Below are 20,206 nucleotides of genomic sequence, written 5' to 3' on the forward strand. Positions count from 1 at the left end.
GGCTGGCTCCATGGACGCCCACGGCAGCTTGAATCCGAGCCCCCGGACGTTGGACGTGGACAGCCTGGAACGCTTCGACAGGCTGGTGGTTACCGGTGCCCGTTCCATGCACGGGTGGCATGCCCAATCGCTTGATCTTCGCGGCAGGGCGGAGCCGCTGCTGAGCCTCGACGCCGAGGGAAGCATCTTCCTCGGCTGCACTTTCGACGACGGCGTGGAGGCGTCGCTGCGTAGCCGCGGAGCCCTGATTTTTCCGCGCCTGGACGGCGTTCCCTTCAACCCTTACCGCAGCCGTCTCTACACTGCCCGCGAACTCTATGAGGGTATCGCTGACGCACCGTACGAGGCCTCACCGGACGCCAAGGTGTATCAGTGGAGCATCCAACCAGGGCGCCGCCGGATCGACGCGACGCTCGCTGCAGCCCTTCATGACCACTCAATCGGGGAGGCGCTCGAAGCATTCCGGCACAACGGGACGAGCACAGGCCAGGTGACCGTCGGGGTGATGGGAGGGCACGCTGCCCAGCGTGGAACACTTGAGTTCGCGGCGGCGGGAACCCTTGGACGCCTGCTCGCCCGCAGCGGTCACGTCGTAGCCACCGGGGGCGGTCCGGGTGCCATGGAGGCAGCAAACATGGGGGCCTATCTCAGTGAAATTCCGGAAGCAACCTTCCGCAAGGAGCTTGCCAGCATGGCGGCCGTTCCCGGATACCGGCCCTCGGTCTCTGCCTGGGCGCGGGAGGCGGCCGCCGTCGTCGAACGCCATCCGGACGGGACGCCGTCTTTGGGGATTCCGACCTGGTTCTACGGCCACGAGCCGCCCAACTACTTCGCCAGCCACATTGCCAAGTACTTCGCGAACGCGATCCGGGAGGCCATCCTCCTCGAGTTGTGCGACGGCGGCATCGTGTTCCTGCCCGGGTCCGCCGGTACAGTCCAGGAGATCTTCCAGGACGCGTGTGAGAACTACTATGGGGTGCCCGAGACCATCAAACCCATGATCTTGGTGGGGCGGGCGCATTGGCAGGAACGGTATCCCGCCTGGCAGTTGCTGGCCGGCCTGGCTGAGGGCCGCGAGATGGCTGCCAAAGTGCATCTGGTTGACACGGTGGAGGAAGCACTTCAGGTCCTGGAGGGTTACTGACACCGGAACAGGGCCTCAATCAGTGCTCATAGCATTCTGGTGCAGGGTGCCTCCGCCAGCCTGGCCAGTCCGGTCAGATCGCCCGGCCCGAAGTCCCTCAGTGGCGTTCCATGCTCGAACATCAGCTGGGAAGGGTCGGGAACGTGTCCGAGGCCCAGGACGTGGGCGAGTTCGTGGAGGATGATGGCAATAGCCCGTGCACTTCCACCCGTGGTCCTGATGATTTTCCGAACTTGTGGCGCATCAAGCGATACCTGCCCGCTGACGTAGCCCACGTGTCCGGACGAATGCTTCACTCGGGTGCTGCCGCCGACCCCCACCGTGTCCCCGCTGAGTTGGGGAACTGTTTCAGGATCAGTCCACGAAATGAGGACGGGTGCCCACATGTTCCCATAGCGGTCGGGCTGGAAGCTTGAACGGTCCATCGCAGGCCGCTCATCTACGTGCCCGTCAAAAACAAAACGGAAGCCCGAGGCCTCGCTGATCCGCCGTACCGCAGCCTCAATCAGAGGGCCTGAGCCGGGTGGTGCCGCTTCGGCATTCACGACGTAGTGGATGGGCCGGCACGGGGAGTAGCTCACCGGCGTGCCTTCGTTGGAATGGAGGAAAACGTAGGAGCTGCTGAGCTCTGTCAAAGGTGCAGGGGCGCCCAATGGCTCAGGACCTTCGTCCAGGCCTGGTGTTGGTGCATTGCGCTGGCCCATCATCGGGGCCCAGCCGGAAGAACCGGAACCCAGGCCGAGCAATGTCAGGGGTCTGAAACCGCCATAAAGAAACACGCCGACGGAAATGAACATAACGGTTGCGGCAAAGAAGGCGATCAGCCGGGTTCCCCAGTGCGTCACCCGTTGATGCAAGTGTTGAGCGGAAGGGCCAGATGGCCCGGATGGCATGTGAATTTTGATGACCCCCTGCCCTCTGGGCGGCTGACGGAGGTGGCCGGAACTGATGGTTGGAGTCAGCCTAGGCCCAGCAGGGATCCGCGTCTACAGGTCCTTGCGGCACTGGGTCTGTCCCAGTTCCTTCAGGCCGCTCAGGTCTCCCGCCGCCAGTCCGTCAGGAGTGCCGATTTCCGGATACATCAGCTGGAGAGGGTCATCCACGTGCTCCAGTCCCATTACGTGGCCGAGTTCATGGAGAATAACGGCAGTCGCGTACTGGGCGCCGTCCGCGCGTTCCAACTCAAGGTCAATCTGGGGAGCATCCAGTTCCAGGCTGCCCGTGACAAATGATTTGGGGCCGCCGTTGAAGCTGTAATGGGTGCTTCCACCGGTCCCGATCACTTGGCCTTTGAGCTTGGGAGCGGCTTCCGGCGTGGTCCAGGAAATCAGCAAGGGGGCCCAGCGGTCTCCATAGGTGGCAGGCTGATAGGGATCACGTTCACCCGAGGGTTCTTCGGCCGTTTCGCCGTCATGGATAAAGGTGATTCCTGTTGCCGAGCTTATGGTGCGGATGGCGTCATGAACGAGATGGGCGGCGCCCTCAGGAGCAAGGGTTTCATTCACAACGTAATGCAGCGGCCGGCAAGGCGAATAGCCCACCGGACTGCCGTCGTCGTTCACCACCAGGAACTTGTAGGACTGGCTGGTAACCGACTGCAATTCCGGGACACCCAGGGGAGCGTCACTTTCCTCGAGCCCTGGAGGAGGGGCGTCGGCCGGCCTGGCCACCCCCGCAGCTTCGGTCTGTTGTACGGGTGCTGTAGCAATAGGCTCAGACTGAGAGTGCCTCCCGGAATCCATTCCCAACAGTCCGGTCACCCGGGGATCGTCGTAAACCAGCCCGGCCACCAGAAACGCCGTCGCGGCGATCAGCAGAGTGACCAGAACGTTCCGGAGCCAATGCCCGGCCTTCCGGAGGGGACTCCGGTGCTTAGGCGGTGGGTGAGGTGTCATGTGCTGCCGGAGATTGTCCCCGTTGGAAGGTCCGTCCACTACGTCACCACCTACGTCACTGCCGCGCCGAAGGCCATGCCCAGGAGGTAAGTGACGGCGGCTGCACCAAGGCCGATGGCCAACTGGCGCAGTCCGCGGGACGCAGGAGACGTTCCCGAGAGGAGGCCTACGATGCCGCCTGTCACCAACAGAGCCAGGCCCACCAGCACGCAGGCCACCACAAGGGCCGCCACACCCGTCAGGCCAAACACGAACGGCAGGATGGGCACCACGGCCCCGGAGGCGAAGAAGCAGAAGCTCGAAGCGGCTGCACTCCACGCCGTGCCCACGGCTTCATGCTGATCGGGAGCCTCGCCGCTCTCAGGATGGAGCGACAGGCTCGGATCACAATCGCAAGGCAGCATGCCCATGCGTTCCTTGACTCTGTGTTCCGCAGCCTCGCGGGACATTCCCCGGGCCAGGTACACCAGCAGGAGCTCGTTGTGCTCGATATCGAGCGAGGGGGCAGCGGCCAGGGTGATCTGGGTGGGGCGGGTGGCTGCTAGGAGTTCCCGCTGGGACCGCACTGAAATAAACTCGCCAGCCCCCATGGAGAGTGCCCCTGCGAGCAATCCGGCAACGCCGCTGAGCAGCACCACCTGGCTGCCCACGCCTGAGGCAGCCATGCCCATTACCAGGGAAAGGTTGCTGACCAGCCCGTCGTTGGCCCCAAAGACTGCTGCCCTGAAGGTGCCGGCCAGTCGGTTTCGTCCCCGCGTGGCGAGGCCTCGCACTACTTCTTCGTGGATCTGTTCATCAGCTGCCATGGCAGGAGTGGCCGAGGGATCCTCGGCATAAGGAGAACGGCCTTCAGCACGCTGGGCGAGGGCAAGGACAAACACTGAACCAAAATGCCTGGCCAGGAATCCGAGGATCTGGCTCCGGAATGATGCCGGCCGGGGTTTGCCTGCGTGGCCGCCGAGCAGTCTGAGCCAATGTGCTTCGTGGCGACCTTCAGCTTCCGCGAGAGCCAGCAGGATGGAGCGTTCTTCACCGCTGCGGTTTTGGGCGAGGTCACGGTAAACGGCGGCTTCGGCCCGCTCATCGGCGAGGTACTGCCGCCACCGTTTGAGATCGGCGGGGCTGGGGGTTCCGGCCGCTGAGGGCAGTGGATCGGTGGGGTGATCAGATTTAGCGTGCTGAGACACGAAGACTCCTGGGCTTGACGAGGCATGGTTCGGCCTCATTGCCTCTCCAGCGTACCCCGCATTTCCGCGGATTTTCGGCCGGTAATCCTTAGGGTGAAGTTTAGGAATGCCTCAAAATTACGGCACGGACCCGGCTGTGCGAGTGGGCGTTCTCCCGCTATTGACCCCCTGTGCCGTCAGTGTTGTGATGTTTTTACAGTCCTATCGATCGATGTCTTACTACACGGAGGTTGCACTATGGATTCCACTGAACCAGTTCCCAACAACCAGCCCGTCAGGCCGACTGTCGAATCCGATCCCGCCTATGACTTCGCCGAGGACGTACCTGTGGAGGAATGGGATGTGGAGGACGATGCCCTAGACGAAGAGGAAAGAGTGGTGCCGCTGGACACGGACGACGACTTCCGTGAGCCGGACTTCGAGGAAGACTGACAGTTAACGCCGAGGCTTAAGCCACGACGGCGATACGTCCCGAAGGTTGGGTCCCACCCTGGGAGGTACCGCCGTCGCGCATTGTGCCTTTTTTTGAAGGGCACTTTGTTTTGAAGGTCAGTTATTCTGAGGAACAGCGGGTTAGAGGACCGTGTTCCTGACAGCCGGCTGCAGTGCGTCAGCCGGAACGGGCTCTTCCACCTCTGTGCGGCCAGCTACCCGGGCAAACCAGGTCCTCATCACGCGGGGGTCTGTGGGCTTGGTCAGCAGCGATACTGCGACGTACAACACGGCGGAAGCGATCAGACCGAAGTAGATGGGCTCATTAGCGTAGATCCCGTCCAATGGTGCGGCAGCGTTGATTTCCAGGACAATCATGGTTCCCAATGTCACAACGGAACCGACCGCCATGGAGGTCGCCGCAGCAACTCCTGTTCCGCGTTTCCAGACCAAGCCACCGAGGATTGCCACCAGCAGGCCGCCTACAAGAATGTCATAGGCGATGGTCAGGGCGGCCACGACGTCCTGGGTGATGATCGCGATCAGGATGGCCACCACGCCGAGCGACAGTACCCACATGCGGTTCGCTTTGACGTCGTGCTCGGGATTCTCGCTGTCCTCGGTGTTGATCTCCTTGCCAAACCAACTGGCAACGAAGGGGAGTACATCGGCACGGGCTACTGTAGCGGCTGCAATGAGGGCCCCCGAAGCCGTGGACATCATGGCCGCAACAGCCGCTGCCAGGACCAGTCCGCCAATCCCGATCGGCAACAGGGTGGTTGCCACCTCGGCATAAACCACATCCTTGCCCAGGTTCGCGACGTCGATCCCCGGCAGTGCGACACGGGCACCGAGGCCGATCAGCGCCCCGGCTGCGCCGTAGAGGATGCAGTAAATGCCTGCAGTGGCGCCGCCCCAACGGGCAACCTGGGGTGTCTTGGCGGTGAAGACGCGCTGCCAGATGTCCTGACCGATCAGCAGCCCAAGGGTATAGACCACGAAGTACGTGATGATGGTTTGAATGCCGATGCCGTCGATCTGGAAGAAGCTGTCTTCCACACGGCTGCGGATGCCGTCCAGGCCACCCGCTGCGTTGAGCGTAAAGGGGAGCATCAGGAGGAAGATGCCCACAGTCTTGATCACGAACTGGACCTGGTCAGCCAAAGTAATTGACCACATCCCCCCAATCGTGGAGTACACCAGCACAATTGCCCCGCCGATCGCGATGGCGAGAGCCCTGTCCCAGCCGAAGAGAACCACGAAGATGGTGGCGTACGCACCGGTGGATGTGGCACAGAGCATCAGGGTGTACGCGAGCATCACTATTCCTGATGTTTGCGTAGCCCGGCTTCCATAACGCAAGGTCAGCATCTGGGACACGGTGTAGATCTTCAGCTTTTGAATAGTTCCGGCGAAGAGAAGGCTAAGAAGCAGCACTCCGGCTCCGATGGCCACCACCAGCCACATGCCGGAGATTCCGAACTTGTAGCCGAGGCCAACGCCGCCCACAGTCGAAGCGCCGCCGAGGACCACCGCTGCCATAGTGCCGGTGTAGAGGAACGGGCCCAAACGGCGGCCAGCTACGAGGAAGTCGCTGTTGTTCTTGGTGCGGGACTTTCCCCACCAGCCGAAAGCCAGCATGGCGACCAGATAGGCCACCACGATGGCGATATTGATGAAATTTGCATCCATGAGAAGGGCTCCTTGGAGCTGCCTGGAGGTTCCTCTTCGACGGCAAATTGCCGACGTAGAGGGAACCGCTGCTTGGAGGGGAGGCACGGAGAAGTGCACGCAGTTCGCCTGGAGACGGGTTCGTCTCTGCAGCTGACCGCCTTGGTTGTGAGGACGGATTGCCGGGATTTTCGCCTACTCGCCTGACTAGGCAGTTTGCCCGGATCAACTGAGTTTGCTGATAGACAACACTTGTTGCCTAAGAGAGTAAGCTGTGACGTGGGTAACGGTCAAGACGCGCGGTAACGGGTGACGAATTGCCGCGTCACACTCGTTCCTGGCCGTTAGGATGACTCCTGAGATGGGCCGAGCGGCCAGCCGTGAAAGGTTCAGAAATGAAGGCTCTACCAGTTGAACCCAGCAATATTCCGGTTGCCATCGGTTCAAGGATCCGTGCAGCGCGTCAATCCCAGCGGCTCACCATCGAACAGGTCGCAGACGCCACCGGGCTAACCAAAGGCTTCCTGAGCAGGGTCGAACGCGACCTGACCTCGCCGTCGGTTGCCTCCCTGGTGACTCTGTGCCAGGTGCTTTCCATCTCCATCGGCGATCTGTTTGCAGCCCCGGAAACCCACCTGACGAAGAAGGATCACGGCCCGCGTATTTCCCTTGGTGGCCAGGGCATTGTGGAGCGGCTGCTTACGGCTCGCTCGGAGCGGCGGATTCAGCTCATCCAGGCCGTGATCGAGCCGCGAGGGCGGGGCGAATCCGAGCTCTACGCCGTTGATTGCGACGTTGACGTGCTCCACGTCATTAAGGGAACCATCAAGCTGATCCTCACCAACGAGGAGTATGAGCTCAGCTCGGGCGATACCGTGACCTTCCCGGGCCGCGAGCCGCACACCTGGGTCAACCCGACCGATGAGCCTGTGGAAGTGCTCTGGATCCTGGTTCCTGCCGCCAGCCGCTAGTCCCGCTGCCTTCCCGCCCCGGCCCTCGCTGCGTTCCCGCCCAGTTACTGGTACTGGATTGGCGTGTCGCCCGGGAAACGCCGGCGAATCCGACCGGGTGGAGGGAGTAACTGGGCGGGAAGGGTCGGGACCGACATTCAGCGGATGATCCTGCCTCTTAGCACTGCGCGAATTTCCGCCAGGACCCTCTGGGGTTCGTTCCAAACGTGTTCGGGCATGTAGCGGAGCACTGGATAGCCGCTCAGGGCCGAGGCGTTGTTTCTGCCAACGTCCCTACGCATTGCCTCACGTGAAGAGTGGTAGGCAAACCCGTCAACTTCCACGATGAGGAATCCTTCGATCAGGAAATCCACCCGGCCAATGCCCTCCAGAGGTACCTGAAGTTCCACATGCCACCCCTGGCCTGAAAACAGCTGAAGCGCCTCGACTTCAACCAATGACTCGCACCTCGGATCCACGAGCCGAAGTGCCGATAGGGCGGTTCCGGACCGGTCTGCAGTCAACTCGGACTCCAGGAGCGCGAGGGGTACACCGTGAAGCCTCATCCCGGAAGCGGCCAGGGCTGTAGACATCGGAACGGGAAGACAGGTCAGCGCGTGCAGGATGACGTCTTCGACGGCGGCAAGCGGGGTGGGGCCCGACATCGGAAAGCGCTCGGTCCGGTGACGGACAAAGCCCTCGCCGTGGCCATGATTACAACTGAGGTGCAGCTTGTCCGGGGCGCGCCGCAACCATAGGCTGTAGTGCTTTGCAGCACTGGCGCAGCTGACCCGTGCATTGTTCTTGACGGCCGCCAGGAAATCCGGGTCGCAACCGGGGAGCGCCAGGACTCCACGCTTGGGCCGCATCGCTCCTGCCGATTCCAGGAAGGCAAGATCGCCGCGGCTGAAACCCGCCTTCGTCAGTTGGTGGACTCGGGCCACGCCGCCCATCTCCCTGAGGTAAAGGACGGGATCCATGCCTCAAGGAGACCGGGGGAGGTGTCGATTCGAAAGTGCCAGAGCCGGCTATGTGCATAACCCCGCGGGGTCTCGGTCAGACTGAGTGGGCAAGGTCCCACCAGGCCGGTGCAAACACCTTCCCGCCCAGTTACCGGTGGCCCGAACGCGTGTCGGGGGCAAACCGCCGTCGAATTCCCCTACAGGGATTCAGTAACTGGGCGGGAGCGCCGGGAGCGGAACCAAACCCAGTCGGGGAAGTAAACAGTTGATGCACATAAGACAACTTCGAGTGTATGATGGCAGTCACAACCAGTGATCCATCCTCGAAGGAGAGGCATTCCTTTGGAAGAGCTCCGTATTGAAGCAAATGGCAACATCGGACCGATCGATTCGGCCCGTATTCCGCGCTATGCAGGGGCAGCCACCTACGCGCGTCTGCCGCGGCTGGACCAGGTTGCTGCGGCCGATGTCACGGTTGTCGGCGTGCCGTTCGACTCGGGAGTTTCCTACCGGCCCGGCGCACGATTCGGCGCCAACCATGTGCGGGAGGCCAGCCGTCTGCTTCGCCCGTACAACCCTGCTTGGGACGTGAGCCCCTTCGAGAACATTCAGGTGGCGGACGCCGGGGACATGGCTGTGAACCCCTTCAACATCAACGAGGCCATCGAGACCATTCAGCAGAACGCCCTCGATCTCACAGCCCGGGGGAGTAAGCTCGTCACCCTCGGCGGGGACCACACCATCGCACTTCCGCTGCTGAGGGCGGCCGCGGAACGTGCCGGCGCGCCCCTCGCCATGCTCCACTTTGATGCCCACCTGGACACCTGGGACACGTACTTTGGCGCCGAATACACGCACGGGACGCCCTTCCGCAGAGCAGTGGAGGAGGGCATCCTTGACACCGAAGCCATAAGCCACATTGGTACCCGTGGTCCGCTGTACGGCAAGAAAGACCTCGACGACGACCACCGCTTTGGGTTCGGCATCGTCACTTCTGCGGACGTCTACTACCAAGGCGTTCTGGAGACAGTGGCCAAAGTCCGGGACCGGATCGGCAACCGCCCCTTGTATATCTCGGTGGACATCGACGTCCTGGATCCTGCCTTTGCACCAGGCACGGGCACCCCGGAAGCGGGCGGCATCTCAAGCCGGGAACTGCTGGAAATTCTTCGCGGGTTCCGTGGAATGAACCTCGTGGGAGCCGACATCGTCGAAGTCGCTCCGGCCTACGACCATGCCGAGATCACAGGAGTCGCCGCCAGTCACGTGGCCTACGAAATGGTGACGCTGATGGCAGATAATGCCGTCGAAGGGGACCGCTTCGGAGCCGCCAACGGATACGCTCAGCAGGCCCTCGGCCAGGAATCGCACCGGCCTGCCGGCTTCGCGCCGTCCTCCACCGAGGAGTATGCGCAGTGACCGGTACGGAGGCGCCAGTCCGCAACGGCGGGGATCTCGTCGTCGAAACCCTCGAGGCGCTCGGTGCCAAAACCGTTTTCGGCATTCCAGGCCAGCACGCCCTGGGGCTCTTTGATGCCATGGGCCGGGGAAACCTGCATTTCGTCTCCTCGCGGGTTGAGAACAATTCTGCATTTGCAGCTGACGGCTATTCGCGGGCAACCGGAGAAGTAGGCGTTCTCTTCCTGTCCACCGGCCCCGGGGCCCTCATGTCACTGGCGGGGCTGCAGGAAGCCTATGCGACCGGGGTTCCCATGGTGGTGGTTGCAAGCCAGATTCCTCTCGAAGGACTTGGGGCACGCCGGAAAGGCATGCTCCATCAGCTTGACGACCAGAAGGCGTCGGCTGCCAACGTCACCAAGAGCCAACGGCTCATCCAGCACGCCTCGGGGATCCCGTCGGCCATTCAGGACGCCTGGACAGAGGCCATTTCCTCCCCGCAAGGGCCGGTCTGGCTGGAGATTCCGCAGAATGTCCTGCTCGATCCCATCATGGTGCCCCCGGTTGAGGACGCGCTCGCCGAGGCCGCTGATAATCCGCCGCGCGTGGAGCTGATCCGTGAGGCAGTGAATTGGCTGGCGACGGCGAAACGTCCCGCCATCATTGCCGGCGGCGGCACGCGGCGTGGCCGGGCGGAGAAAACCCTTCTGGCCCTGGCCGAAAAGCTTCGGGCTCCCGTGATCTGCACTCCAGGCGGAAATGGAGCTTTCCCCTGGAACCACGAGCTCTCCCTGCAGTCCTGGATCGAGGACAGGTTCGTCACAGACGTCCTCGAAGACGCCGACGTGCTGATTGTTATCGGCTCGTCACTGGGCGAGGTCACGTCGAACTACTTCACGTTTGAACCGCGCGGCCGCATTATCCAGATCGACGCCGAACCCCGGGTCCTCGAATCCAATCGCCCCGGCCTGGGGATCCGCGCCGACGCAGGGCAGGCCCTCAGCGCCCTGGACGAAGCCCTGCAACGTGCCGGCGTCTCCGTCGCACCTGACTGGCACGGTTCAACCCCCGAGGACCTGGTCCGGGAGACGCTGGCCAAAGTCGGGGCGCGGCTGGAATCCCAGGACCTGGCCAAGGAGCTCACCTTTATGGCTGATATCCGCGAGGCCGTCCCGGCGGATATGCAGACCTTCTGGGACATGACCATCTCCGCTTATTGGGGTTGGAGCTGTTGGGACGCCAAGGATGGGCAGTTCCACTCTGCCCAGGGCGCCGGTGGCCTCGGCTTTGGATTCCCGGCCGCCATAGGTGGTTCCGTCGGTCTGGCCACAACGGGTCGATCAGGATCCGCTGCGCGGGTGCTTGCAGTCTCGGGCGATGGTTCAGCCATGTATTCCATCTCTGAGCTGGCCACCGCCAAACAGCATAATGTGCCGGTTACGTGGTTGATCGTCGACGACGGCGGTTACGGCATCTTGCGTGAGTACATGATCGATGCATTCGGAAAGGCAACCGCCACGGAGCTTGCCCGACCTGACTTCGTGAAGCTTGCCGAAGCTTTCGGCGTTCCTGCCACCCGTGTTGAACCGCAGGGAGTGGGGGACGCCCTTAAGACAGCCTTTGCTGCAGAGGGACCCAACGTCGTCGTGGTTGAGACCCTGCTCAAGATGTTCGCCCCCACTCACCTGGACCAGTAAGCTCCAGCGGAACCAGCAGGAACTGCCTAAGTGGCGACTGGGGAAGCCACAACCACGCATGCGCGATGAAATACTCCATTCGGATGATCTTTTCCGGAGAATGTTTCGCACAGGCAACAGATTTCGTAGAGTGAGAACGCTAATACTGTCAGCGCTGGCTGCTATTACTTCTCTTATCCAATCTGTGCTCTTCTTCTTTTAAGGACCCGTGGGCATGCTCCTCACCCTCATACGGCGCTTTTCCAAGCCGTATTTGCCGTACATCGTTGCCGTCATCGCCTTGCAGTTGGCATCAACCATCGCCGCCCTCTACCTTCCCAGCCTCAACGCCCAAATCATTGACGAAGGCGTGGCGCGCGGCGATACAGACTACATATGGCGCACCGGAGCTTTGATGCTGGGCGTCGCGTTGGTACAGGTGGCTACTGCGATAGCGGGGGTGTACTACGGCTCCAAGGCGGCCATGGCCATCGGCCGCGACCTTCGCCGTGGGGTTTTCCGGAAAGTCAGCAGTTTCTCGGCAAAGGACGTCAACGTTTTCGGTGCGCCTACGCTGATCACGCGTGGCACCAATGATGTCCAACAGGTGCAGATGCTGGTCTTGATGGGTCTGAACTTTATGGTGGCCACGCCCATCATGTGCATCGGCGGCATCATCATGGCACTCCGCGAAGACCTCAACTTGTCCTGGCTTGTCTGGGTTTCAGTACCGGTCTTGATTCTGGTTGTGGGCTACCTCGTGGTTCGGCTGATGCCGCTCTTCCGCTCGATGCAGACGAAGATAGACCGCATCAATGGAGTCCTCCGCGAGCAGATCATCGGCATCCGAGTGGTCCGCGCCTTCGTCCGGGAACCGCATGAAGCAGAGCGCTTTGGTGAAGCCAACAAGGAACTCACCGACGTTTCCTTGAAGATCGGTGCCCTCTTTGTCCTGATGTTCCCGGCCATCGGCATGATCCTGCATATTTCCACCGCCGCTGTCCTCTGGTTCGGCGGCCAGCGGGTGGAGGCAGGCGAAATGCAGGTAGGCGCACTAACAGCCTTCCTTCAATATCTCCTTCAGATCCTGATTGCCGTGATGATGGGCACCTTCATGGCCATGATGATTCCGCGCGCTTCAGTCTGCGCTGACCGCATCGGCGAGGTGCTCGACGTCGAGCCGTCCATCCATGAGCCCCTTAGCCCGGTGGCGCCAACCCACAAATCCGGCCGCGTCGAATTCCGCGACGTTTCCTTCGCCTACCCGGGGGCCGAGGAGCCTGTCCTCAGCAACATCAGCTTCACGGCTGAGCCAGGGAGAACCCTGGCCATCATCGGTTCAACCGGTGCGGGTAAGACCAGTCTGTTGTCCTTGCTCCCCAGGCTTTACGACGTCGCGTCCGGTGAAGTACTGCTCGACGGCGTACCTGTCACCAACCTGCACCGCTCCGAAATCACCGACAGGGTGGCCATGGTGCCACAACGTCCCTACCTGTTCTCCGGCACCATCGAACACAACCTGCGTTTCGGCAAGACCGAGGCCACCGATGAGGAACTATGGGACGCCCTGACGGTAGCGCAGGCGGCGGATTTCGTGAGGGACAAGAAGAATGGTCTTGCCGCCAGGATCGCCCAAGGCGGCACCAACGTCTCCGGCGGCCAGCGGCAAAGGTTGTGCATTGCCAGGGCACTGGTGACGGAACCCAAGGTCTTCCTTTTTGACGATTCGTTCTCGGCGCTTGACGTCGCAACGGACGCACGTCTGCGCCGGGCCCTGAAAGCGAAAACGGCCGATGCCACTGTCATCATCGTTGGCCAGCGCGTGTCCACCATCGCCGACGCCGACGAGATTCTGGTGCTGGACAGGGGCCGCATCGTGGACCGTGGCACCCACGATGAACTGCTCGAGAACTCCGCCACCTACCAGGAAATTGTTGAGTCCCAGCTGAGCGCGGAGGAAGTGGCATGAGCACCAACGAGAAGATGTCCACCCGCCCCGGCGAGGAAGATCTCGCCCAGCCAGCGGACGCACCAGTAACGGATGCGTTGGAAGACGACGATGACTTCGTCGAGGAAGAGTTTGTACCAGGCGAGGCCGACGGCGGCATGTTCGGATCCGTTCCCGCTAAGAAGCCTGAACACTTCTGGCCCTCCGCCAAGAGGCTGATGGGCCTGTTGAAGCCCGAGGCCGCGGGTATTTACCTGGTCTTGGCCATGGTGACTGTAGCTGTGGTCCTGAATGTGGTCGCTCCGAAGATCCTCGGCCAGGCAATGGACGTGATCTTCAGCGGTGTGGTGGGAAAACAACTTCCTGCCGGCGTCAGTAAGGACCAGTTCGTCGAAGGATTGCGGAGCCAGGGCCAGGATAACTTCGCCGACATGGTCAGCAGGATGGAACTCGTACCCGGAGTGGGCATCGATTTCCAGAAACTCGCCTTCCTGATCAGCGTCGTCCTGATGATGTACTTTGTGGCCAACGTGTTCCTCTGGCTGCAGGGGTATGTCCTGAACGTCCTGGTCATGCGCGTCGTCCGGAAGCTCCGAGACGATACCGAGAAGAAACTGAACAAGCTTCCGCTGAACTATTTCGATACCCGGCAGCGCGGCGACCTCCTTTCAAGGGTGACCAACGACGTCGACAACATCCAGCAGGCACTCCAGCAGGCGTTTGCCCAGCTGATCAGCTCACTCCTGACCGTTATCGGCATCGTGATCATGATGTTCATTGTGTCGTGGCAGCTCGCCCTGATTGCCCTGGTGGCCTTGCCGCTGTCAGGCGTCGCCGCGGGAATCATCGGCAGCCGCAGTCAGAAGCTCTTCGCTGCCCAGTGGAAGAACACCGGCCAGCTCAATGGTCAGATAGAGGAGTCTTTCTCCGGTCACGACCTCGTGCGGGTCTTCGGCCGTGACGCCGACATGCTGGACCGCTTCGATGAGCGGAACGAGGCTCTTTACAAGGCAAGCTTCGGAGCCCAGTTCGTCTCCGGAATCATCTTTCCCGTGATGCAGTTCGTCTCCTACCTGAGCTATGTCGGCATCGCCGTTGTCGGCGGCCTGCGGGTGGCTTCCGGCGCGATGAGTCTGGGCGACGCCACGGCATTCATCCAATACTCGCGTGAGTTCACGCAGCCCCTGGGGCAGATGGCGGGTATGGCCAACATGCTGCAGTCCGGCGTCGCCTCCGCCGAGCGGGTCTTTGAACTGCTCGACGCCGACGAACAGGACGCCGAGACAGCCACGGAGCACCTGCCGGCCAAGACTGACGGCCACGTCGAGTTCCGCAACGTCACCTTCAGCTACACACCGGACAAGCCCCTCATCGAGGACCTTTCCTTCAACGCCGAGCCGGGCCACACAGTGGCGATCGTGGGACCCACCGGTGCGGGCAAGACAACCCTCGTGAACCTTGTGATGCGCTTCTACGAACTGAACAGCGGCAGTATTTCCCTGGACGGCGTGGACATCACGCATTTGAGCCGGTCCGAACTGAGGTCCAAGGTGGGCATGGTTCTCCAGGACGCCTGGCTGTTCGGGGGAAGCATCTACGACAACATCAAGTACGGGAACCTGGACGCCACAGATGACCAGGTGATGGAAGCAGCCAAGGCAACCTTCGTAGACCGGTTCGTCAGGGCATTGCCCGAGGGATATGACACCGTCATTGACGAGGAGGGCAACAACGTCAGCGCCGGTGAGAAGCAGCTCATCACCATCGCAAGAGCCTTTGTCGCCAATCCGTCGCTGCTCATCCTGGACGAGGCAACGAGCTCGGTGGATACCCGTACCGAGGTCCTGGTGCAAAAGGCGATGGCAGCCCTCAGGACTGACCGTACGAGCTTTGTTATCGCGCATCGCCTGTCCACCATCCGCGACGCCGACACCATCCTCGTGATGGAAGCCGGCAGGATTGTGGAGCAAGGCAACCACCAGGCGCTGCTGGAGCTCAAGGGCGCTTACTACCGCCTGTACATGTCTCAGTTCGCTGGTGAGGATGCCGAAGAATCGGCCTTCACCGCCGAGTCAGCAGGGGTGCGCAGCTGACCGCCCCGGAAGCCCGTCGCCTCGAGGTACTCGTACCCATGCGATGGGGGGACATGGATGCCTACGGCCACATCAACAACGTGCAAGTGGTGCGCATGCTGGAGGAGGCACGGATTGCCGCCTTCGGCCCGCCCCGTGGAGCAGGCCTGCCCGGAATCGAACCCCAGGTTGCCCTCTTCAACGACGTTGAGGAGGGAACCCTGGCCTTGGTGGTGGAGCATCGGATCCGCTACATGCGTACCCTCGAATACCGGAATGTGCCCGCGGTGGTGCAAATCTGGATCGGTGCAGTCAAAGGCGCCAGTTTCGATATCCACTACCTTGTGCAAGATCCCGTCACTCGCGAGGATTGTGTCAAGGCCACCACCCACCTGGCCTTTGTGGATGAGGCGAGTGGACGGGTGTTGAGGCTGACCCCCGATCAAAAGCAGAGGCTTGCTCCCTTCGTCCATTAGCTTCAACGTAGGAATCAGAACCGGAAGAGGAGCCGAGCATGGCAAGCAAGAGACGGGCTGACAAGAAATCCTTCAACCGGATGAAGTGGAAGGACATGCCGCCCCAGGCGCGCTTTGGGACGGTGGTGGTGGGAGCCATCCAGCTCACCCTGCTCCTTGCCGCGCAGCGTGACATCTCCCGGCGTCCAGCTGAACAGATCAGGGGCAGCAAGACGATGTGGAGGCTTGCCACGTTAATCAATTTCATCGGTCCGGGAAGCTATTTTGCCTTCGGCCGGAAGAAGTTACCAACAGTAAAGTAACCAGCCGGCAAGCAAGTGAAGCCGTGTGGGCTACGACTCGCCGCTGCGGCTTCTGAAATATAACTTTTATGGTGCTGACACCCAGCTTAAGGCTGTAAATTTGTCGGATGACCCCTGCCCTAAAGACTTCCATGCCCCGTGCCCTCGGTATCTCCAAGGAGATCGAAGATGCTGCCTGGTTCGTACTTGGGGCGGGTCTGCAGGGGAGACCTTCGGCCTTGGACGGCCTCACGCTGACCTGGACCGCTGACGCTGCATCAGAGCTCCTGGAACGCCTGGAGCGCGGGGTTTCGGACTCCAAAGCACCTATGATGACCAACCTTCGGGAGAACCTGCAGGACGCTTCCCGCAACGCCAAGCAGTTGGCCGTGGAATTGCTGTTCCTCCAGTCCCTGCCGCTGGCACACGAGGTCAAGTCGCTCAAGGTCAAGCGCGCACGGGTGGCCGAAGCAGCTTCCTGGCTGGAACCCCCGCTGGAGTTGCCCAACGAGCTGTACCAGGGCATGACGGACCATGGCGTCATCCGGGACCGCACCGCCGAATTCAACTGGACAATCTGGGACCACCTGAAGTGGCTCTGCCGCTTTGTGCAGCACGTGGACCAGCAGCCAACAGCTGTTATCGCCGGAGCGCTGCAGGACCCCCTGTCCTTCCACCAGCTTGCGGTCGGAACGCCTGAGGATCAGCCGGCTATCCGTAGAAGCATTGAGTACCTCGCCTGGCCCAGCTACTTCGAGCCCGTTGTAGCTGATGTTGAGCGCCAGGAAATCAGGGACGCTTTCGCGTCCTTGGTAGGCGGGGCCAAAGGTGACAGCGATGAGGAAATCACCGCTGACATTCACAGGATCCGCCTGCACCTGGACGATCAGGCCGGGCAGCGCATCGACTGGTACTCCCGGCAGCTTGTGAGCCAGTGGCGAAAAGTCGGGGACCCTGGGCGCCGCGCCTGGCTCCTGCGAACGCACCACGACAACAGCGAGCTCCTCACCTCCTGGCAGGGCGATGAGAAAGTTACTCTCGACGTCGAACACCTCCGCCTGCTTGACCCCGGCGTTACAGCTGGGCTGGTCCAGCATGCGGTGGATGAGGACTACAAGCACCTTGGCTACGTGGAACGCGAAGACACCAAGACTGCGGTCTTTGGTTTCCTGAGCGTCATGAAGCCCGGCGACCTTGCCCTCTACCAGAGTTCCGGCAGTGTCCGAATAGGCGTGGTGCTAGGCGAACCGGAGCAGAACGACGACAACCGGCGGATGCACCGGAAGGTGCGCTGGTTCGACGAAACGCACATCATGACCAACCTTCCCCGCCATGTCCAGCGGCAACTCGCCGCCTCCGGCATCATCGTGGACGTGACCCGGGTGATCCAGGCCCTGCAGGCGCTGTTGCCGGCCGAGGCGGAAGCCGAGGACGACGACGCCGCACAGGCCCCCGTCGTCGATCCCGTTCCGGAGGGGTTCCGTCCGCTGACGCCGGAATTCGCCGCGTCGCTGCACATGGACCTGGAACCGCTGCAGGAGATCGCTGAACTTCTCGAGGAAAACCGGCAGCTGGTCCTTTACGGGCCGCCGGGGACGGGTAAGACCTACCTGGCCAAGCACCTCGCCGCGGAACTGGCCGGGGACACCACCGACGAGCGTGTGAAGCTGGTCCAGTTCCACCCTTCCTACGCCTACGAGGACTTCTTTGAGGGTTTCCGCCCGGACAAAACCGACGAGGGGCAGGTGTCCTTCAAGCTGGTGGCCGGGCCCTTGCGGCGGCTGGCCGAGGAGGCAGCCAAGCCGGGCAATGAGACCAAGCCGTACTTCCTGATCATCGACGAAATGAACCGGGCCAACCTGGCCAAGGTTTTCGGCGAGCTGTACTTCCTCCTGGAGTACCGTGACGACCGCATCTACCTGCAATACAGCCCCAACGAGCCGTTCACTTTGCCGGACAACCTCTACATCATCGGCACCATGAACACCGCCGACCGCTCGATCGCGATGATGGACGCCGCCATCCGCCGTCGCTTCTCCTTCATTGAGCTGCACCCGACAACTGAGCCGGTGAAGGGCACGCTGCTGCGTTTCCTGCAATCCCGCAAGCTGGATACCACACCGGCCCTGCTCCTGGACGCGCTCAACGAGGCCATCGATGAGTGGGACCGTGACCTGATGATCGGGCCGTCGTACTTTATGAAGAAGGCGGCCCAGACGCCCTCAGGGCTTCGCCGGATCTGGAAGTACGAGCTGATGCCGCTCCTGGAGGAGCACTATCACGGCCAGCTGAACCGGGCTCAACTGGAAGAGCGGTTCGGGCTGGACCAGCTGCTGGAGCGCCTTGCAGACCGGTGAGCGCATCTTGGAGACTGCCAAGCTGGCCAAGCAGAGTCAGTCGGCCGGGAGGGGAATCCAAAAGCGGCAGCACATAGTCCTGGATGAGCTGTCCGGCGGCGTCGTGGACAAGCTCGACCCCGCCAGCGCTGCGTTCATCAACGCCAGCGGCTTGGCCAAGGCGTCGCCGATGGGCCTCGGCCTATATCGGATCGAAGCGGTGGGAATGGTGGGGTCGGTCCGGACCGGGACCGTTCAGTTGGACGTAAGGCCCAAAGACCGGCTGGGTTTGAGCCGGCTCCTTTTCCTGCTGAGCTACGCAGGCAATCAGGGCTTCCGCGACGACGCTGTAAACGCAGTGGAGGACTCCGAGCTCTGGAGCGCTCTGGCCGAATCCCTCGCCCAATTGGCGGAGCGCGCACTGACCCGCGGCCTGTTACAGGGTTATCTGAACGTCGATGAATCCCTGCGTACAGTGAAGGGACGGATCCGGATTTCGGACCAGATCTCCCGCCGCCCGGGCATGTTGGTACCACTTGAAGTTTCCTATGACGAGTTCACTGAGGACATCCCGGAAAACCGAATCCTCCGGGCTGCCCTTGACCGCATGTCCAAAGTCCCCGGGGTGCGTCCGGACGTGTTGAGCAGGCTGCGCCAGCTCAAAGGAAAGCTCGACGCCGTCACCCGGCTTCAGTCGGGCGCTCCGCTGCCGCGCTGGCGAGCAAGCCGGATGAACCTGCGGTATCACGCTGTGCTCCGCTTGTCTGAAGTCATTCTCAGGAATGCTTCGGCCGAGGCCGGAGAGGGAGACCAGCACACTGCCGCTTTTGTGGTGGACATGTCGCGGGTTTTCGCCGACTTCGTGGGGACAGCGCTTCGGCAAGCCATGGCTGCCTACCCTGGGGAAACCAGGCTGCGGTACGACGCCATGCTCAACGAGGCAGTCAGGGATTCTGACCGGCTCACGGTCACTCCCGACGCCGTCCACCTACTGGGCGGCCGGCCGGTGGCGGTCTACGACGCAAAGTACCGCGCGGCGTCGGACATTGGGGCATCAGTCTCAGCGGACCACTTCCAGATGCTGGCCTACTGCACAGCGCTGCAGGTTCCCACCGCCTGGCTGGTGTACGCGGGCCAAGGCGAAATTAAGCTGCGCCGGATCCTGAACACGGATATCGACGTCGTGGAGTATCCCATTGACTTGTCCCTGCCCGCGCCCAAGATCCTGGCTTCCATTGCGGACCTTGCCCGGGAATCGTGGGGCGATGTGGTGCGGCAATCACAGCCCGCCTGAGATCAACCCGCTTGGAGATCCGCCGACGGTTGGGGTCATCCTACAGTTGCGGTCACCCTACTTCTGAGGCAATTTTTCGGGCTGCTTGGCTCCGGCTGCGGAGGGACATGAGGTGCTGAAGTAGCGCGCGCTCTGGATTTCCGGCATTGAGGCTCAGGCACAACCTGAGCCTGTCCCGGATTTCTGAACCCTCCGGCTCAGTCTCGCCGAGGATCGAATCGATGATGTCCGACGCCTGATGGCGAAGCGTTTCAACATCAAGGAATTTGTCGGTCGCTAGCGGGTTACCGGCGTCGGATCCGCTCTCAGGCGTTCCTGCTTTGGTCATCCGTTTTCGGGGCATCGCTTACTCTCCTAGGTCAGTTCTACCTTTGGCGAGACCACCTGCCGGTTTGAATAAATGGTACCGGCAGGAGTGGGTTCTGTCTCCTGTGAGCTTGCCTGGGAACTGGCTGTCCAGTGGCTTACACGGGCGGGTTTACAC

The 20,206-nt window shown here is 61.8% G+C and carries 17 protein-coding genes; 11 read left to right on the plus strand and 6 right to left on the minus strand.

Annotated features, from left to right (window positions below):
- Positions 1 to 10: 10 nt before the first annotated feature.
- Positions 11 to 1,144 (plus strand): LOG family protein, encoded by a 1,134-nt coding sequence (locus M1D88_RS04430; protein ID WP_458113367.1) that lies wholly within the window; start codon positions 11 to 13, stop codon positions 1,142 to 1,144.
- Positions 1,145 to 1,170: 26 nt separating this feature from the next.
- On the opposite strand, the gene M1D88_RS04435 is transcribed toward M1D88_RS04430, so the two are convergent.
- From M1D88_RS04435 to M1D88_RS04445, 3 genes are all read right to left on the minus strand, one after another.
- Complete coding sequence (locus M1D88_RS04435) at positions 1,171 to 1,989, minus strand: peptidase M10A and M12B matrixin and adamalysin (RefSeq protein WP_458113368.1); 819 nt, start codon at positions 1,987 to 1,989, stop codon at positions 1,171 to 1,173.
- A gap of 141 nt (positions 1,990 to 2,130) precedes the next feature.
- Positions 2,131 to 3,039: a matrixin family metalloprotease gene (locus tag M1D88_RS04440; protein WP_458114426.1), complete on the minus strand. Its 909-nt coding sequence runs from the start codon at positions 3,037 to 3,039 to the stop codon at positions 2,131 to 2,133.
- Between the two features lie 50 nt (positions 3,040 to 3,089).
- Positions 3,090 to 4,226: a VIT1/CCC1 transporter family protein gene (locus tag M1D88_RS04445; RefSeq protein ID WP_458113369.1), complete on the minus strand. Its 1,137-nt coding sequence runs from the start codon at positions 4,224 to 4,226 to the stop codon at positions 3,090 to 3,092.
- Positions 4,227 to 4,463: 237 nt separating this feature from the next.
- Between M1D88_RS04445 and M1D88_RS04450 the strand changes: the two genes are divergently transcribed.
- A complete protein-coding gene (locus tag M1D88_RS04450) occupies positions 4,464 to 4,658 on the plus strand; it encodes a hypothetical protein (protein ID WP_309106647.1) in 195 nt (64 codons plus the stop codon).
- 141 nt (positions 4,659 to 4,799) lie between these two features.
- Here the strand turns inward: M1D88_RS04450 and M1D88_RS04455 are convergent, their stop codons facing one another.
- The gene (locus tag M1D88_RS04455; RefSeq protein WP_458113370.1) at positions 4,800 to 6,350 is read right to left on the minus strand and encodes a sodium:solute symporter; all 1,551 of its coding nucleotides are present in this window, start codon (positions 6,348 to 6,350) and stop codon (positions 4,800 to 4,802) included.
- Positions 6,351 to 6,724: 374 nt separating this feature from the next.
- Between M1D88_RS04455 and M1D88_RS04460 the strand changes: the two genes are divergently transcribed.
- Complete coding sequence (locus M1D88_RS04460; protein WP_458113371.1) at positions 6,725 to 7,300, plus strand: helix-turn-helix domain-containing protein; 576 nt, start codon at positions 6,725 to 6,727, stop codon at positions 7,298 to 7,300.
- Positions 7,301 to 7,437: 137 nt separating this feature from the next.
- On the opposite strand, the gene M1D88_RS04465 is transcribed toward M1D88_RS04460, so the two are convergent.
- A complete protein-coding gene (locus tag M1D88_RS04465) occupies positions 7,438 to 8,259 on the minus strand; it encodes an endonuclease domain-containing protein (RefSeq protein WP_458113372.1) in 822 nt (273 codons plus the stop codon).
- A gap of 324 nt (positions 8,260 to 8,583) precedes the next feature.
- Between M1D88_RS04465 and speB the strand changes: the two genes are divergently transcribed.
- From speB to M1D88_RS04505, 8 genes are all read left to right on the plus strand, one after another.
- Entirely contained in the window at positions 8,584 to 9,660 is a 1,077-nt protein-coding gene (gene speB, locus M1D88_RS04470; protein WP_458113373.1) for an agmatinase, read from the plus strand.
- On the plus strand, positions 9,657 to 11,336 hold the full coding sequence (locus M1D88_RS04475; protein WP_458113374.1) for a thiamine pyrophosphate-binding protein: 1,680 nt from the start codon (positions 9,657 to 9,659) through the stop codon (positions 11,334 to 11,336). The genes speB and M1D88_RS04475 overlap by 4 nt, the downstream gene beginning before the upstream one ends.
- 214 nt (positions 11,337 to 11,550) lie before the next feature.
- Positions 11,551 to 13,284 carry an ABC transporter ATP-binding protein gene (locus tag M1D88_RS04480; protein WP_458113375.1) on the plus strand — a complete coding sequence of 578 codons (1,734 nt, stop codon included), beginning with the start codon at positions 11,551 to 11,553 and terminating at the stop codon, positions 13,282 to 13,284.
- A 14-nt stretch (positions 13,285 to 13,298) separates the two neighbouring features.
- Positions 13,299 to 15,356, plus strand: a complete 2,058-nt coding sequence (locus M1D88_RS04485) for an ABC transporter ATP-binding protein (protein WP_458114427.1) — start codon at positions 13,299 to 13,301, stop codon at positions 15,354 to 15,356.
- Positions 15,357 to 15,394: 38 nt separating this feature from the next.
- A complete protein-coding gene (locus M1D88_RS04490; RefSeq protein WP_458113376.1) occupies positions 15,395 to 15,811 on the plus strand; it encodes an acyl-CoA thioesterase in 417 nt (138 codons plus the stop codon).
- 38 nt (positions 15,812 to 15,849) lie between these two features.
- A complete protein-coding gene (locus tag M1D88_RS04495; RefSeq protein ID WP_458113377.1) occupies positions 15,850 to 16,113 on the plus strand; it encodes a hypothetical protein in 264 nt (87 codons plus the stop codon).
- A 107-nt stretch (positions 16,114 to 16,220) separates the two neighbouring features.
- Complete coding sequence (locus M1D88_RS04500) at positions 16,221 to 18,449, plus strand: McrB family protein (protein ID WP_458113378.1); 2,229 nt, start codon at positions 16,221 to 16,223, stop codon at positions 18,447 to 18,449.
- Positions 18,450 to 18,471: 22 nt separating this feature from the next.
- Positions 18,472 to 19,722, plus strand: coding sequence for a 5-methylcytosine restriction system specificity protein McrC (locus tag M1D88_RS04505; protein WP_458114428.1), 1,251 nt, complete (start codon positions 18,472 to 18,474; stop codon positions 19,720 to 19,722).
- A 52-nt stretch (positions 19,723 to 19,774) separates the two neighbouring features.
- Here the strand turns inward: M1D88_RS04505 and M1D88_RS04510 are convergent, their stop codons facing one another.
- The gene (locus tag M1D88_RS04510) at positions 19,775 to 20,065 is read right to left on the minus strand and encodes a hypothetical protein (protein ID WP_458113379.1); all 291 of its coding nucleotides are present in this window, start codon (positions 20,063 to 20,065) and stop codon (positions 19,775 to 19,777) included.
- Positions 20,066 to 20,206: the final 141 nt, after the last annotated feature.

This window comes from Arthrobacter sp. R1-13 (assembly GCF_054161475.1).